Annotated in this window: 14 protein-coding genes and 1 pseudogene; 8 read left to right on the top strand and 7 right to left on the bottom strand. The window is 42.2% G+C overall.

The annotated features are described in order from the left end of the window. The 5 genes and pseudogenes from AC2VE5_RS12620 to AC2VE5_RS12600 all read left to right on the top strand — a co-directional run. Positions 1-281: pseudogene (locus AC2VE5_RS12620) on the top strand (photosystem II q(b) protein); the annotation flags it as partial. Positions 282-366: 85 nt separating this feature from the next. After that, positions 367-867 carry a hypothetical protein gene (locus AC2VE5_RS12615; RefSeq protein ID WP_486888094.1) on the top strand — a complete coding sequence of 167 codons (501 nt, stop codon included), beginning with the start codon at positions 367-369 and terminating at the stop codon, positions 865-867. A gap of 5 nt (positions 868-872) precedes the next feature. After that, positions 873-1,061 carry a CPXCG motif-containing cysteine-rich protein gene (locus AC2VE5_RS12610; RefSeq protein ID WP_486888093.1) on the top strand — a complete coding sequence of 63 codons (189 nt, stop codon included), beginning with the start codon at positions 873-875 and terminating at the stop codon, positions 1,059-1,061. A 27-nt stretch (positions 1,062-1,088) separates the two neighbouring features. Next, complete coding sequence (locus tag AC2VE5_RS12605; protein ID WP_486888092.1) at positions 1,089-1,607, top strand: DUF1499 domain-containing protein; 519 nt, start codon at positions 1,089-1,091, stop codon at positions 1,605-1,607. A gap of 116 nt (positions 1,608-1,723) precedes the next feature. Continuing rightward, the gene (locus AC2VE5_RS12600; protein WP_486888091.1) at positions 1,724-2,770 is read left to right on the top strand and encodes a class I SAM-dependent methyltransferase; all 1,047 of its coding nucleotides are present in this window, start codon (positions 1,724-1,726) and stop codon (positions 2,768-2,770) included. A 162-nt stretch (positions 2,771-2,932) separates the two neighbouring features. Here AC2VE5_RS12600 and AC2VE5_RS12595 read toward each other — a convergent pair whose 3' ends face one another. Further along, positions 2,933-4,519, bottom strand: a complete 1,587-nt coding sequence (locus tag AC2VE5_RS12595) for a polysaccharide biosynthesis protein (RefSeq protein ID WP_486888090.1) — start codon at positions 4,517-4,519, stop codon at positions 2,933-2,935. A 266-nt stretch (positions 4,520-4,785) separates the two neighbouring features. On the opposite strand from AC2VE5_RS12595, the gene AC2VE5_RS12590 reads away from it, so the two are divergent. Both AC2VE5_RS12590 and AC2VE5_RS12585 read left to right on the top strand, forming a co-directional pair. Beyond that, complete coding sequence (locus tag AC2VE5_RS12590) at positions 4,786-5,571, top strand: SAM hydrolase/SAM-dependent halogenase family protein (protein ID WP_486888089.1); 786 nt, start codon at positions 4,786-4,788, stop codon at positions 5,569-5,571. Positions 5,572-5,614: 43 nt separating this feature from the next. Then, complete coding sequence (locus AC2VE5_RS12585) at positions 5,615-6,409, top strand: pantothenate kinase (RefSeq protein ID WP_486888088.1); 795 nt, start codon at positions 5,615-5,617, stop codon at positions 6,407-6,409. Here the strand turns inward: AC2VE5_RS12585 and AC2VE5_RS12580 are convergent. The 6 genes from AC2VE5_RS12580 to AC2VE5_RS12555 all read right to left on the bottom strand — a co-directional run bounded on the left by AC2VE5_RS12580 (position 6,401) and on the right by AC2VE5_RS12555 (position 13,444). Beyond that, the gene (locus tag AC2VE5_RS12580; RefSeq protein WP_486888087.1) at positions 6,401-6,856 is read right to left on the bottom strand and encodes an NUDIX domain-containing protein; all 456 of its coding nucleotides are present in this window, start codon (positions 6,854-6,856) and stop codon (positions 6,401-6,403) included. The two genes, AC2VE5_RS12585 and AC2VE5_RS12580, sit on opposite strands and share 9 nt — an antisense overlap. 49 nt (positions 6,857-6,905) lie before the next feature. Next, on the bottom strand, positions 6,906-7,916 hold the full coding sequence (locus tag AC2VE5_RS12575; protein ID WP_486888086.1) for a heme-dependent oxidative N-demethylase family protein: 1,011 nt from the start codon (positions 7,914-7,916) through the stop codon (positions 6,906-6,908). Positions 7,917-7,932: 16 nt separating this feature from the next. After that, positions 7,933-9,414, bottom strand: coding sequence for a D-alanyl-D-alanine carboxypeptidase/D-alanyl-D-alanine endopeptidase (dacB, locus tag AC2VE5_RS12570; RefSeq protein ID WP_486888085.1), 1,482 nt, complete (start codon positions 9,412-9,414; stop codon positions 7,933-7,935). A gap of 122 nt (positions 9,415-9,536) precedes the next feature. After that, entirely contained in the window at positions 9,537-11,402 is a 1,866-nt protein-coding gene (gene ilvB / locus AC2VE5_RS12565) for a biosynthetic-type acetolactate synthase large subunit (protein ID WP_486888096.1), read from the bottom strand. A 153-nt stretch (positions 11,403-11,555) separates the two neighbouring features. Next, positions 11,556-12,842 (bottom strand): MFS transporter, encoded by a 1,287-nt coding sequence (locus AC2VE5_RS12560; RefSeq protein WP_486888084.1) that lies wholly within the window; start codon positions 12,840-12,842, stop codon positions 11,556-11,558. A 35-nt stretch (positions 12,843-12,877) separates the two neighbouring features. Then, entirely contained in the window at positions 12,878-13,444 is a 567-nt protein-coding gene (locus tag AC2VE5_RS12555) for a hypothetical protein (RefSeq protein WP_486888083.1), read from the bottom strand. 253 nt (positions 13,445-13,697) lie between these two features. On the opposite strand from AC2VE5_RS12555, the gene AC2VE5_RS12550 reads away from it, so the two are divergent. Then, a complete protein-coding gene (locus AC2VE5_RS12550) occupies positions 13,698-15,791 on the top strand; it encodes a PAS domain S-box protein (protein WP_486888082.1) in 2,094 nt (697 codons plus the stop codon). Positions 15,792-15,794: the final 3 nt, after the last annotated feature.

Genomic DNA, 15,794 nt, shown 5'->3' with positions numbered 1-15,794 from the left:
GCCGCAGCCTGCACTTCTTCCTAGCAGCATGGCCAGTAATCGGCATCTGGTTCACATCCTTGGGCATCAGCACCATGGCATTCAACTTGAACGGATTCAACTTCAACCAGTCAGTAATTGACTCCCAAGGACAAGTAATCGGTACCTGGGCAGACGTACTCAACCGCGCTAACCTAGGCATGGAAGTAATGCACGAGCGCAATGCTCACAACTTCCCTCTAGACCTAGCTGCGGGTGAAGCTACTCCTGTTGCTCTAACTGCTCCAGCAATCAACGGTTAAGAATTAACTGACCTTGCCGATCTAAAATAGAAAGCGCTCTCCACTTGGAGAGCGCTTTTTATGTATTTATTCAAAAATTAGTATTATGGCAACAATTCCCGAACTAATAACTTTCGCCAGTGCGATCGCATTTACTCAAGAATTGCTAACGCAAAACGAAATATCCGCTTCAGAAATAGCTACCTTAGTGCAAACGGAAGACGGTGCTAGAGGTTTTTTTGTTACTTACCTCACATCGGATTTAGCCGATAGCCCAACCCAAGAAATTATTGAAGGATTGCGATCGCACAGTGAGATAGTATCCGAACTTCTAATAAAAAATTTAGCCATGTCTACGGCGCAAGAGTTATACCACCACCGCCGCCAAGATGAGGAAATGGCAAAATCTTCCCAACGAGTCCAAGAAAGGACAGTACGATTGATAAAATTACTAAACTTAGACTTAGTGTATGAAAAATCCCAGCAGCTAGTAGCAAGTATTAACGCTGACTCCGGTAGCTATCAAGCTTTTTTAGAACGCTGGAACTACGACGCTGAACAAAAACAAGCAATAAAAGCGGCAATTAACAAATTTTTAGGCGAATAGTAACCTTGCAAAATTCAACAGAGTATTTTTGTGCTTATTGTGGCGAACCAAGCGTAGCCTTTATCGATTTAAGTGCTGGTAATTATCAGTCATATATTGAAGACTGCCAAGTTTGTTGTCGTCCAAATGTGTTGTATATTCAAGTTGACGAGGATACTCTAGAGCTAAGCGTAAATAGCGAGTATGTAGAGTAAAAACATTTATTTAAGGACAATGCAATTATGGAATCAAATAATCTAATTAACACAATTATTTCTCGCTATTTGCCTATAGTTTTAACTATAGTTTTTTTACTAGGAGGAACTATATTGTTTTCTGGTCAAACCAAATTATTAGCAGGTAATAAACCTAACAATCTCAGTATTGCTACGGGACAATTATCAGCTTGTCCTGCTACGCTTAACTGCGTTAACAGCCAAAGTTTGGAGACCGAGCATAGGATTAATCCTTTAACCTACAATTCTTCTGCTGAAGATGCTTTTAAAACCCTTAAAACTGTTGTCCAATCATTCAAACAATCGACAATAGATCGAGAAACAGATAATTATATCTATGCAGAATTTACTATTCCTGTAGTCGGATTTGTTGACGATGTAGAATTTTTAGTAGATCGGGATGCCAAGGTAATTCATGTCCGTTCAGCTTCGCGTTTGGGCGAGTCAGATTTGGGTGTAAACCGTAAACGAATTGAGACAATTCGAGCTAAATTTAATCAATTGCAAACCAATTCCAACGTTTGATAATTCTTTTAATTTTTAGCCAAAATTTGGATTTGTTTCTTCTCCTAGGCAGATGATTCTTTCGTTACAATTATTTACGTTATTATTAATATACACAATTGACAGCAGCTATTCCCATGCCTGACACCGTAACCAAGCTGACTTATCAGACTTTTCAGAATGGTAAAAACTACTTCGGTTTAGCTCATAAATACTTGAGTTCGCAAGTACTGGGCTTAGTATCTCCGCAGTTAAAACCAAAACCGTCGCCCCTGACTCCAGCATTGTTGCTAAAGCTCCAAGCAAGATTAAATCAATTGCTAGAAGCAGACTGGCAAGATGCCGAACGTGGAATATACGCTCATAGCTTGCTATTTGATAATCCTTGGGCTGATTTTTTCCGCTATTATCCTGAAGTTTGGCTAGATATGCCACAAATTTGGCAGCGACTCAACCAGAAGAATTATCAAGATTTTTCTGTAGAAGTAGCCAAAGATGATTATCCCAGCTACTATTTGCAAAATTTCCACCATCAAACCAATGGTTACTTAAGCGATTCATCAGCTAATTTGTATGACTTGCAAGTTGAGCTATTATTTGGTGGTTCGGCTGACCCCATGCGACGGAGAATATTAGCACCTTTAAAAGATAATTTAGGCGCTAACTCAAAACCCCGGATTTTGGATGTTGCTTGCGGTACGGGGAGAACATTGAAATTGCTGCGTAATGCTTTCCCTCAAGCGGCTCTATTTGGGACAGATTTATCACCAGCTTATTTGCGTAAAGCTAATCAATTGCTATCGCAAATTCCTGGAGAATTGCCGCAGCTTCTCCAAGCTAATGCAGAGGAATTGCCTTATTTAGATAATTACTTCCATGCGGTGACTTGTGTATTTACATTCCACGAATTGCCAAGTGCTGCGCGTCAGCAGGTAATTGAGGAATGTTTTAGAGTTACGCAGCCAGGAGGAGTTTTTGTAATTTGTGACTCAATTCAAATGTTCGACTCTCCAGAAATGCTCCCGATTATGGATAGTTTCCATGAAACCTTCCACGAACCCTACTACAAGCATTACATCACTGATGACTTGGTAGAGCGGTTAGAAAAGGCAGGTTTTGAGAAGATTACAACCCAAGTACACTTTATGAGTAAGTATCTAATTGCTCATAAGCAAGCAGCTTAATTTAGTAGAGGGGCTTTAATCCCCTCTATTAATTGGTTATCTTGCAAACGCGATCACATTACCAAAAAACGAAACAAAATTACTATATACTTGCTCCTACTTATCCAAGACTGGGTGAATACTTTGCACATCAAAAATCAATTGCTATCAAAAGATGCCAACCTACACAGCTAAAACGCTAATCGTTGAATTTTTATAGTTTTTAGATATAGTTTTGAAATAGCTTACTGCCTGCTGTATTGTCGGCAAACTTGATAATATCTCGATCGTAGAATCAAAAAGTTCGGGATTTATCTTAACTTCTGACAAAGTTTCGGTATCTATCTTGCCGTGTAACTCTTGAACGATTAATTCAACAATATTTTTATGGGCAATTATAGAAGTACCTTCTGCTTGCAATCTTTTTTTGTCAACGCCCCATCGCAAAATACTTAGTAATTGTGGCGCAGAACTCCACGCAAAGCTAGAACTAACTATATCTTTTACAACTACTGCCAAATAACCCTTGATTTCAACTTCTGCTAAATCTTGGTTGGCTAATAATTCTTGAAAATATAATAAGTGCCGATCGAGGATACTAAAATTAAAAGGAGCAATTTCGCTAATTAATATATCTCTAGAAATATCGATCTTTGTAAACTTTTCTTCTAGAGCATTGATTAGTAAGTGAATTTCTGTAGGCTTATACCAATCGAATTGACCTAAAAAGAAAGGTTCTTCGTAACCAGGTATCAAACCTTGAAAATATATTGGTAGTTTCTGTCCAGATTGAATAATCTTATACAGGGCAATTTCTAAGGTTTCTGTCGGCCAACCAAGATTATGGACTGTTAAAAGCTTTAGCTTACCAGGCTGAGATAAAACCAAGGCATTAAGTAATAAGTGAACAGCTTCACCAACATTTTGACCGACAATGTAGCGTTCAGGGGCGTGCAAATTAACGATCTTACTTTGCCTAATTTTATCGTCTATTTGTTGGCACACCGAACTGTTGTCTAGCATATGAGTAAAGCGCACCATAGAATAAGTAGTATCACCTTGGAGCGCCGCCTCGGCAAATTGCCACTCAGCTAGTTTTTTCGTTGCTGCATACACTTCAGAAGTCAAGTATCTAGAAGCTTTACCCGTTGAGGAGAAAACACACTGCTGTACCTCATAAATTTTGCATAAACGGATAATATTTTGAATGCCAGAAATGCTAGTAGTGACGGTTTCGCGAATCTCAATTTCAGCCAGCCAAGGTAAACGTTGAGCCGCTAAATGAAATACGATACTTGGCTTTTCTGCATCAAATATAGATTTGAGAACATCGTAGTCTCGAACGTCAGCCGCGTATAAAACATGAGGTATTTGCTCGCTCGTAAACTTAATATTGGAACCATCGGTATTACGGCTTTTATCAACAGAGATTATCCGTTTTACTCCCAACTGGGCGAGTTTTTTTATAAGTTGATTGCCAACACAGCCCTCTCCACCAGTTACAAGCACTACTTTGTTGTAAATTAAGCTACTAATTTCTGCTGTATATAAGTGAATTTGACGTTTCCAAGCATCTCCAAAAGGATCTTCTGTCAATCTTCCGGCAGCGATATAAGATTGAATTAAATCTGCGGTCAATGTCTGCAAATCTTTTAGAACTTTAGGACAATGAGGCTCCGGAGAGCCTGGAGGTACTAATTGTTGGATATCTCTAACAATTTCAGCTTTGGTAGCATTTTCAGCAGCTAGTTGCTCGACCTTAGTCTTCATTCTTTTTATATAACTGAGTGTAGATGACCGCTAATCCATTTTCCTCGACACCAACCATATCGTCAAATAGTTTACCAAATATGTATTAAATGTACTGATGTATATATATTGGTTTTTGTGTAGCTAATCTTGGCTTTATAAAAAGCGTTAATTAAACCTAGAAAATATTAAATTATTTGTCATTGGATAAATTTAACTTAGGTTACTCCTAAGTTAATGTGTATCTGGCATAGTTAATTTGAAGTGCAATAGTTAAACGTAATTCTATGCTTGTTAATTTGATTGCAGACTACGGCAACGGCGATCCAGCGTTTGCGGAAGTAACGCAACGTCTTTCTATGGGTTTACCTAATGCTCAAATTCATTGTCTCTCCGTACCGCCATTTAGTACATTAGCTACAGGCTTTTGGATTGCTCAACTAGGACTTAATCCGGGAGCAGAAAAACGCTTGATTTACCACAACTGCGCTCCCCGTCAAGATGACTCCGAACCCAGAATAGACAATGAAGGCGAAGGACTCACCTATGCACTACTACCCAATGGAGTCAAAGTAGTAGGAGTCCTTGCAGGGTATACTCTGTCATTTATCAAGGAATACGCAGAGGTTATCCAGATCGTCAAAGTGTCTCGTGGTGGTTCGCAATTTCGCTCTCGCGATGTTTTTCCCACCGCAGCTATAGCGATCGCCCAAGAAGATTTTAGCTTATTGGGCGATGAATTGAATCCCAGTCAAATACCTGATGTGCCGAGCGATCGCGTTGCTTGGATTGATGGCTACGGTAATATCAAAACAACTATCCTTGGTAATAGTCTGGATATAAAACCTGAATCTAAAGTAGTCATTAGAGTTGGAGATGTGGTTAGCGACGCGGTGTATTCTGATGGTAGTTTTAAAGTACCTGAAGGAACGTTGGCATTTTCTCCGGGTAGTTCAGGTTGGGATAAAAACGGTCAGCCTCAGCGATGGATGGAATTATTTTTGCGTGGCGGTAGTGCTTGGGAACGTTTTGGTAAACCCCGCATAAATCAAGTTGTTACTTTGTTAAATTAAATTCAGGTTTTAGAGCAGACACAACGCCTCTGCTCTACTTTGTATGGTTAATAAATCTGTTTGGCTGGCTTTGGCGATCGGCAATTCTCGGCTGCACTGGGCTTGGTTTAAAGGCGAAGAACTTTGTTGTACTTGGGATACAGAATATTTGGCGGCTACTTTTATTCAGAGTTTAGCCTCTGGAAATTGGCAAGACTTAGCCCCAATCTTGCCAAAACAAATTCTTACAGAAGATTTTACTCATCCTATACCTTTGTATGTTGTTTCTGTAGTTCCAAGCCAAACGGAACTTTGGCAGACTTATCCTAATGTAGAAGTAATTACTTTAGATAGCGTACCGCTAAAAAATAGCTATCCTACCTTGGGGAGCGATCGCGCTTTAGCTTTGTGGGGTGCAAAAGAAGTTTGGGGAATGCCAGTATTAGTCATTGATGCAGGTACAGCACTTACTTTTACTGGCAGCGATGCCAATTTTGCTTTAGTTGGCGGGGCAATTTTACCCGGATTAAGCTTGCAATTTCATTCTTTAGGTCAAAAAACAGCCAATTTATCCAGCGTCGAATTACCCCAACAATTGCCCCCACGCTTTGCTACAAATACTACCACAGCAATCCAAAGTGGCATCATCTATTCCTTAACTGCTGGAATGCAAAACTTTATAGACGCTTGGTTGCAGATATATCCAGATAGCCAAGTAATATTGACCGGAGGCGATCGCACTATTTTGTTTAGCTATCTCAATTCTCAATTTCCCAAAGTCGCCAAGCAAGTAACTTGCGATCGCAATTTGATTTTTTGGGGGATGCAAGCTTACCGAAAACAGCAAAATTTAAGCTAAAGTTGTCAAATTATCAAAATAATCTTGCAACTGTCGTTCGTGATCGTGAGCTAGTTTACCCTTTGGCAACGAGTTTAGCGCAAAAGCTTGAATATTTAGCACTTCTAGCTTGTCTTTGATTGCCATTACTCCCGCAACTTCCGCTTCAACTACAATACAAATGGAGTGCATTCTCGGATCGCGATCGGGGGCGGAATACACTCCCACTAAGCGGCGAATTTTGACAATTTCTAATCCCGTTTCTTCTGCTAACTCGCGCGCTACTGCTGTTGGGACATCTTCACCCCAATCGACTATGCCTCCCGGAAGCGCCCACAAATTATTGTCGCGCCTTTGAATTAACACAATCCGACCATCAGGTAAAATCGGAATAATACTCGTGCCAGTTACTGGGTGACGAAGAATTAACCCCAGCAACGTTTGCATAATTTGCCATAAACGGCTCATAGCTTAAATAATCGCACCCTAAAATCGGCAGTTTTTTCTAATCTAGCATTTAAACAGCTTCTAACCATGCCAAGATCCTATTTCGGCTCTCCACCAATCCCTTATAAACCAACGATTTTGGGTGCATAGATTGAACTGCTGAATGCAGTTTAAAGCGCAATACCGGATCTTTTTTAATAACTCTACAATCTCGAAAGTAGGTACGAATAGTAAATAATGCGCTCTCGTATTCCGGTAATCCCCAAATTACTTGGCGTTCAATTCTTAGGTATAGCCGGGGATGTTCTAAATCAAAGCTTCTACCTTGCCACTGGTCAATTATCATCGGATCTTGAGGCGATTTTGGATGATGATTGAGGCGAGTGTCAGTACTCAAACCCCAAGCAAAACGCACCATTGGTTTTTGGAGAATCATCCGCTCGACGATCGCCTCCGATCTAGAATTAATCTTTTCCATCCCTGCTACCGGGGCGTGGACTGTAGCAAAATCCTTACCAATTTTATCCTCTGCTGACCAGTGGTTGGGATAGCACAAATGAGTAGCACTTAGCCAGTTTGTACCGTCACTAGCACGACAGACAACTGCTAAGTCTTCTTGCACCTGTAAGGAGATCGCATCAAGAGTAGAGCTTAACGGTGGCATAACTTGGCTTTGAGCTTGCTGCAACTGCCAATCTGCATCCAAATATATAGTGTCTCCAGTAAGACGACTATGAAACGCCAACAAGTTATTAGCAGCTTTTTCAGTATAAAAGTATTGGGGGTGTTCTTTGCTAAGACGTTCGACAATCAAACGCGCGATCGCACCTGCTACTGTGGGAGCATAATTGCAAGTTTGGTAATATTTGCTCAAGTTTTCTGCACGAGCCAAAAGTTTAGCCTGACGATACTGCGTAAAGTTGCTATCTATTTGAAATACTTGCGCGTCAGCTTGAGAATTACCCAAATCTGTGCCAAAAGGCATCAACCCAGGTTTAACCTCATACCGTCCTCGATCGAGGGGAAAATAGCAAGCTGCGTCTGAGGCTTCTACGGTGTTAACTTCCAATGAATTTACCATCCTTGTTAGCGCCAACCTAACAACGACGCAAAGCTACAAGCAATAGAACAATTTCATCTACAGCTTGGCGAATGGTTGCCCCGCTCTGGTCTAATTGATTCACAATAACACTAAAAACAAGCGGATCGTAGTTCGGCGCATTAATATATCCTGACAAAGCTACCACTCCGCTTACTGTGCCTGTTTTGGCGCTGACAACTCCTTGGGCTGGGGTATTTTTCAAGCGATTAGATAACGTACCACTAACCCCCGCTACAGGCAGAGAAGCGCTGTAAATAGCTGCATACTGTGGCGATGCCATTGCCCTCAAAGTTTGGGCGATCGCTTCAGGACTAACCAAATTATGCCGCGATAGCCCGGAACCATCAGCTAAAACATAGCCCTTTGGATTTACCCCAAGTATTGTCAAAGCTTGTTTAACGGCAATTATTCCTTTTTGAGAGTTGCTATCAAAGGAATTTACTTTGTTTCCTAACTTGCGTAACAACGCCTCGGCGTACAAGTTATTGCTATTTTGATTTGTTTCTACCAATAACTGCGATAGTGGCGGCGAATCTATGGCTGCAAGTTCCGGCGCATTAGCGAGTTGCTTTTGAACTTCAACTATATTTAGTCTAACTCGATTACTATTGTCCTGAATTCCCGCGACTAATAATGCCCGGCGTAAGTGCTGCACAAAGTTTTCTGCTGGATCGACCACAGCTAAAGATATTGATTCAAGGGGAGAATTAGCACTCAATTGTCCGCGAATGTTCAAAATACCTCTTAAATCCCGATTTACCGCGATTTCTGCTGGTTGTCCTGGCTTGGCGGTGAGCGATTGATTATCAACTTTTTGCCACTGCCTTGCGGCAATTGGATCTTGCCACTCAAGGCGCAATGGTTGACCTACTTGTTGCGGTAATAACTGCAACTTCACGGCATTTTGATTGACAATTAAGCTGCCAACAGGTGCGCCGTAATCTGCCTGAATGTCTCCCCATTCCCAGTCTGGATTAACAATATCATCAGCAAAGCGATCGCGATCGACTCCTAAATATATTAATTGGCGAACTCCTGTAATTTTTAACTGCCTTGCTAGGCTTGTAAGCTGAACATTAGTCAAACTAGGATCGCCTCGCCCCACAAGGCGCAATAGACCGTTATCTGTACCGTAAATAGAAGTACGAAACCGAAAATTTGCTCCTAGTTGGCGTAAAGCCGCAGCCGTTGTCAGCAGCTTGACATTTGAAGCAGGAATGAAGTATTTGTCTGCGTCGCGACTGTATAGATTTTGGGCATTACTCAACTTTTGAACGATTATTCCCCAGCGCCCCCGGCTAAATTGCGGGCGATTGGTAACTGTTTCGATCGCATTACTCAATTGGGCGGGACAAATAGCCCGATTTACTTCTACCTTTGGGGGTGTGGCGCTAGTTTGGGCTGCGGCTTGCTCAATATTCAACTGGGCAGGGAGCAATAGTAAGATTAATCCAATTTTTTTAATAGTAGCGAGCATGAAAATTAAGAATATTTTGGGAAAAACTGTGCCAATTGCTAATTAGAGCAGTTTTTTGACTAAAAAAATCGGTGACGCAAATATTTACGTCACCGATTTTGGATTAAATTCGTAGCGCCGTCTTACAATTTAGTACCGCACTCAGGGCAAAAATTGTTACTTAGGTTTTTAGCCCCACAGCTACTACAGTAGACTGGCTCTACTTGTTGTAGTTTGGCAATTTCTGGTAAACCAATCATCTGGGCGTTGCTCTTACCAGGCGCAACCATTGGGTAGCAATTTTCATCTCTAGTAACGTGAGCATCTACTAGCACCGGACCATTGTGAGCCAACATTTGGGCGATCGCATCGCTCAATTCTTCCCGGTGCTGAATCTTAATACCTTTAATCCCGTACGCCTGGGCAAGCATTACAAAGTCTGGCATCGCTGGCTCCATATTGGAAGACGAATAACGTTCCCCATAAAACGCCTGCTGCCACTGACGTACCATCCCTTGCCAGCCATTATTTACAATTACAATCTTGACATTTATACCGTAATGTGCTAATGTTCCCAATTCTTGTAAATTCATTTGAAAACTGGCATCGCCACTAATACAAATGACTTCTTCTTGGGGTAATGCTACTTTCGCACCCATTGCGGCGGGTAAACCGTAACCCATAGTCCCCAACCCAGCGCTTGAGATCCACCGCCGGGGACCATTTTTGAGAAACTGTGCCGACCACATTTGATGTTGTCCCACATCCGTTGTGTAGTAAGCATCCGGCGCTTGAGTCGCCAGTTCTACAATTACCTCTTGAGGCGCAATACTGTCTGCATGGTGAGGCACAACTAAAGGATAATCTTGTCGCCAAGCATTAATCCGATGTAGCCATTCTTGGGTTTGATTTGGGGTGCTAACGCGATCGCCTTTTGTTTGGCATAGTGCTAATAGATCGATTAGGACTTGCTTGACATCCCCGACAATTGGCACTTCTGGGATGCGGTTTTTGCCAACTTCTGCCGGATCGATATCGATGTGAATCACCTTAGCGCGGGAAGCAAATTCGTCCAATTTCCCCGTAACGCGATCGTCAAACCTTGCTCCCACACAAATCAATAAATCACACTCGCTGACTGAAAAGTTAGCGTAAGCCGTGCCGTGCATTCCTAGCATTCCCAATGCTAAAGGATGATTTTCATCAAAAGCACCTTTACCCATCAACGTAGTTGTAACGGGAATATTAAATAACTCTGCAAGCTGCTTAATTTCGGGATGAGCGCTGGCAGCGATCGCCCCCCCACCCACATACAATAGGGGACGACGGGCTTGCTGCATCAATTGCCAAGCAGCATTAATTTGGCGGGGATTGCCTTTAACCGTCGGACGATACCCCGGCAATTTTACCCTACCTGGTTCTACAGGCAAGTAGTCAAATTCTTCTAAACCAACATCTTTAGGTACGTCAATTAAAACTGGTCCCGGTCGCCCGGTACTAGCAACATAGAAGGCTTCTGCTACAATCCGCGCCATATCCTTAACATCGCGCACTACATAGGAGTGCTTGACAATCGGCAGAGTAATACCGTAGATATCCGTTTCTTGAAAAGCATCCGTACCAATTGCCGCACGAGTTACTTGTCCCGTAACAATTACCATCGGGATCGAGTCCATCTGCGCCGTAGCAATGCCTGTAACTAAGTTAGTGGCTCCAGGTCCTGATGTAGCAAAGCACACTCCCACCTTGCCAGTAGCACGAGCATAACCGTCTGCCGCATGAGCCGCGCCTTGTTCGTGTCTAACTAAAATGTGCTGAATACCGCCCAACGCTTCAGCCTTATAAAGCTCGTCATAAAGTGGCAAAATTGCCCCGCCAGGATAGCCAAAAATATGCTCAACGCCGTGACGTTTGAGCGCATCTATCAAAGCAAAGCCCCCTGTAGCGCGCTTAACACCACTGACTAGAGCCGCTTCAGGTACTTCTGTACTAATAATTTCTGGAATTATAGAATTACTTTTAAAACGCAGTTCCCCTTCTGGGATATTTTGTGAACGCACTAGGTAAACCTCACCCGATAGCTAATTTAGGAGTAAAGAATTTTTGTATTCAAAGATTCATTTTAATAGAAAACCTGACTTTCGTAACGAAATTTGTCACGGTTATATTACATTTCGCAGAACGCGGCGAGTATTATTCCAAGCCCATATACCCACAGTAACGACGATCGCACTCATCCCCACTAGCACTATCCGTAATCCAAGGGCTTCGGAGCCTACAGCGTTACTAACAGCATCGGTAATGGGACCTGTAATTGCTAAGGGCGCACTCAAAGCGATATTTACCAAATTATTTTGAAATCCAAACACCTTACCGTGCATATCAGAAGGAGTTTCTCTTTGAACTAAAGTTTGCATTGGTACGCCAACCATCGCACCACCTACTCCCAATAAAGCACTCATCCCCAAACCCAGCCATAAATTGCTGACAAAGCTAAAAACAGCTAAAGCAAACGCCATAATCAAAAAACCAAACAAAGGCAGTGGCTTATGACGAAAGACATCGCCCCAATGTCCTAAAACTCCCGCGCCTAATATTATTCCTATCCCCGCCGCCGCCACTATAAACCCGTATTGTTTCTCTGACTGCAAGCCAATTTGTGGAGCCAAGCTGAAAGTCAGCACCGTTAGGGCGGCAATTATACAGTACAAAGTTGTCAGTTGCAACATCGCATCCCAAACCAGGCGGTTTTGCCTCAGATACCAAAAGCCTGCTTTGATTTCTTGCCAGGGATTCACCGTCATGCTGCGAGTATCACCTACAGTTTCTTTCATAGAAACGGCTTGCAACGTCGCTGCTGCCAAAAGATATAAACCACCAACTAATAGCTCTTGTCCATAATTTCCTCCCCAAGCTTGACTAAGACTTAAAAGCGGTGCCCCGATCGCAAAGCCAACAATAAAGCCCCCCATCGTGGTTGTAGTAAATAAAGCATTAGCTGCTAACAAGTTCTCGCGGTGGATCAATAACGGGATTGCAGCTTGTTCTGCAGGGGCAAAAAACTGAGTAACTGTTGAAATAACAAATGTTATCAATAATAAGATTATAAATTCCCTTGGTAAAAAAGGAATTGTAAATATCAAAAGCGCGCGAATCACATTTGAAACTACGAGAATTGACTTTTTACCCAACCTGTCTACAAAAATTCCCGCCACCGAACCAAATAAAATCGCTGGTAAGGTAAAAGTAAGCAATAAAACCGAGCGCATAGAGTTTTCTGTCCCCGTAACTGTGGGGTACACCGCTAATAGCGCAATTAGCAAAGTTAAAAGAATTTTATCAGCTATTTGAGCAAGCAATTGTCCGAGCCACAACGCCATAAAGGAGCGATTTTTGAGCAAAGCGCGAAACCCAACTTGCGTTGCGGTTGGTTCTTCTACAGGAAACATAAAATAATCTTAAAAATTTAATTATCGTCCCCAATCTACTCAATTTCGCGATCGCGCTTCAATAGCATCAATATAAACTCAGCAGCATTAGTGTACGATCGCACCTGGGGATTGACTTGACTTACTGCCCATCCCATTACTGTCGCAGGCGATCGCCACATCTGCAAATGATCCACAGCCGGATCGGCATAAAAGCTATCCCCTTGGTAACTTAAATCGAGTGAAGTTTTGTAAGTAAAGTAATCATGACTCAACCGATAGATAGGAAAATCCCCCCCTAGGGGTACTCCCCAGCCATCAATAGCAATTAGAGCTTTAACTCTACCTCCCAATAATTTCCATCCCCAAGCTGCTCCTATAGCGCCTATTACCCCGGCACTAAAACTAATAAATGCTACGGGCGCAGCTTCTACGGGTTGACCGTAAGTTTCCATCAAGTCTTGTATAATATGTATTGCAGACAAAGCTGTATAACTTTGTGCTGGGAAAATATGCGTATTTTCTGATAGATTCAAACTTGAATCAGCAACCAATAACAATTCTTGCAGCAAACATTGAGTAAGTTCAGGTAAATGAAACCCAGGGCAAATAATAATGCTCATAACGACAACTAAAATGAAAGCTTAAAATTAGAAATATCGATGCCATTCACTTAAGGCAACTTTTGCGCCCGCAGTTAGCTGCATCGTAGCGTAAGAGGTATCTTACGCAAATCTGGCTGTGATGGATATAATCGCAAGATGGCAGCCAAAAATTGCCAAAAACTTGGGTGTTGTTTAGGTTCGGTGAGTACAGAAATGTTTCTAGCTAGGCAAGGTAAGTAAAGCCTCTCATTGGGTAATTGGTAAATAATGAATGAACAAAAAAATTACACCGCCAATACCTGAAAATGAAATCGCAAGGGTACAAAATCTTTGTCAATACCAAATTATTGATACCCCAGCAGAAAAAGCCTACGACGATATTACTCGCTTAGCTGCATCTATTTGCCGTACTCCGATTGCCATCATTAGTCTGATTGATGCCAACCGTCAGTGGATTAAGTCCAAAATTGGCTTGCAGACTACAGAAACAGCCCGCGAACAAGCTTTTTGCGCTTATACAATCTTGCAAGACGAAATATTTATTGTTCCCGACGCAGCACTAGACGATCGCTTTGCCCACAATCCCCTCGTAACCTCCGACCCTAACATTCGCTTTTATGCTGGCGTACCTTTAATTACATCTCAAAACTACGCTTTAGGTAGTCTTGCCGCGATCGACTACGTACCTAGAGAACTGAATCCTCAACAAATTGAATCGCTCAAAGCCTTAGCACGTCAAGTTGTCAAACTTATTGAGCTACGCCGCGACTTGTCTAAATTGGAGACCAACCAATTCAATCATCAACAGCGCCATCAACAGCGCCAACAATTTTTCCGCAAAGTAGCCGTGGGACTAGGATTGACCTCAGTAATTTTAGCTGGTGGTGGATATATTGCTCATCGCAGCCTCCAAGATAAGGTAAAAAGTACAGGAAGGCAGATCGAACACTATAAAGTAATTAACAATCTTGAAGATATAAACTTGCAAATGCAAGCAGCAGCGATCGCCAAGCATCGCTACATCAATAGCCCTCGGCTAGAATATTTGGAGCCGTATTACAAAGTCAAACCATCGGTCAAGCAAAAAGTTACGCAGTTGAAATCGCAAGTTGCCGATAACCCCGATCAACAAGGACGGTTGGTAATTCTCGAACAGCTAATCAATCAGAAATTGACAGAAGTTGAAAATGCTATAGATCGTCGCAAACAAGGATTTAATGCCGCCGCTCAAGAGTTAGACACTGAGCAAGGTAAGTATATTTCTGACCGAGTTAATGCCACAATTCAAGCAATGGGAGCCGCCGAAAATCAACTACTAGAAGAAAATACCCTTTCAGCACGAGCAAATACCTACAACTTTGCAATTATATTTGCTATTGGGATATTGCTTAACTTCCTGGTTTTAGCAATTGTTTATTACTTTGTCGAACGAGAAATTAACGAGCGTCAAAAACTAGAAATTGATTTAGAGCAAGAAAGAGACTTTACTTTTGCTGTGCTAGACACGATCGCCTCCTTAGTCATAGTTTGCGATCGAGAGGGCAAAGTTGTTCGCTTTAACCGCGCTTGCGAACAAACGTCAGGGTATTACAGCGATGAAGTCAAAGGTAGGTATTTATGGGATTTATTTTTACCTTCCAAGGAAGTAAGCGAAGTAAAAAACGCTATAGAAAACCTACGCTCAACCAGCATTGATAACTACGAAACTCACTGGATTGCCCGCAATGGCGATCGCCGTTTAATTGCCTGGTCAAATAGGCAATTGTGCGACAAAACAGGCGCAGTTGAGTATGTAATTGCTAGTGGTAGCGACATCACCGAGCGCGCCGAAGCCGCAAAAACTTTGCAAGAAACTCAAGAGCGCTACCAAGATTTATTTGAAAACGCCAACGATTTGATTCAAAGCGTTGGCAGCGATGGGCATTTGCTATATGTAAATCGAGCTTGGCGAGAAGCTCTCGGTTACAGCGAAGTTGAGATGGCTCATTTGTCCTTATATGACATTATCTCTCCTGATTTTCAAGCTCATTGCCAAGAGTTGTTTCAGCGCGTATTGAATGGAGAAAACTTAGGGGTTGTGCAAGCAGAATTTGTCACCAAAGATGGTAAAAATATTCTAGTTGAGGGCAGCGCTAGTTGTAAATTTGTTGATGGCAAGCCCGTGGCTACTCAAAGCATTTTCCGCGACATTACCCATCGTCAACAAACCGAAGCTCAACTCAAGCAAACAAACGATCGCCTAAATCGTTCAATCAAGGAACTAGAGCAGCGCAATCATGAAATTACGCTACTCAGCGAAATTAGCGACGTTCTCCAAGCTTGCCGCACTATTGAAGAAGCTATACGGCAATTTCTACATTTTTGAAGC

The organism is Aliterella sp. E5.1 (assembly GCF_057473825.1).
Note: the sequence above shows the minus strand (reverse complement) of the source record. Positions and strands in the feature narration are given on the sequence as shown.

What these genes read in the sequence shown, in the direction of transcription:
- AC2VE5_RS12615 (WP_486888094.1), top strand. Translation starts at nt 367, where the DNA reads ATGGCAACAATTCCCGAACTAATAACTTTCGCCAGTGCGATCGCATTT.
- AC2VE5_RS12605 (WP_486888092.1), top strand. Translation starts at nt 1,089, where the DNA reads ATGGAATCAAATAATCTAATTAACACAATTATTTCTCGCTATTTGCCT.
- AC2VE5_RS12600 (WP_486888091.1), top strand. Translation starts at nt 1,724, where the DNA reads ATGCCTGACACCGTAACCAAGCTGACTTATCAGACTTTTCAGAATGGT.
- AC2VE5_RS12595 (WP_486888090.1), bottom strand. Translation starts at nt 4,519, where the DNA reads ATGAAGACTAAGGTCGAGCAACTAGCTGCTGAAAATGCTACCAAAGCT.
- AC2VE5_RS12590 (WP_486888089.1), top strand. Translation starts at nt 4,786, where the DNA reads ATGCTTGTTAATTTGATTGCAGACTACGGCAACGGCGATCCAGCGTTT.
- AC2VE5_RS12585 (WP_486888088.1), top strand. Translation starts at nt 5,615, where the DNA reads ATGGTTAATAAATCTGTTTGGCTGGCTTTGGCGATCGGCAATTCTCGG.
- AC2VE5_RS12580 (WP_486888087.1), bottom strand. Translation starts at nt 6,856, where the DNA reads ATGAGCCGTTTATGGCAAATTATGCAAACGTTGCTGGGGTTAATTCTT.
- AC2VE5_RS12575 (WP_486888086.1), bottom strand. Translation starts at nt 7,916, where the DNA reads ATGGTAAATTCATTGGAAGTTAACACCGTAGAAGCCTCAGACGCAGCT.
- dacB (WP_486888085.1), bottom strand. Translation starts at nt 9,414, where the DNA reads ATGCTCGCTACTATTAAAAAAATTGGATTAATCTTACTATTGCTCCCT.
- AC2VE5_RS12560 (WP_486888084.1), bottom strand. Translation starts at nt 12,842, where the DNA reads ATGTTTCCTGTAGAAGAACCAACCGCAACGCAAGTTGGGTTTCGCGCT.
- AC2VE5_RS12555 (WP_486888083.1), bottom strand. Translation starts at nt 13,444, where the DNA reads ATGAGCATTATTATTTGCCCTGGGTTTCATTTACCTGAACTTACTCAA.
- AC2VE5_RS12550 (WP_486888082.1), top strand. Translation starts at nt 13,698, where the DNA reads ATGAACAAAAAAATTACACCGCCAATACCTGAAAATGAAATCGCAAGG.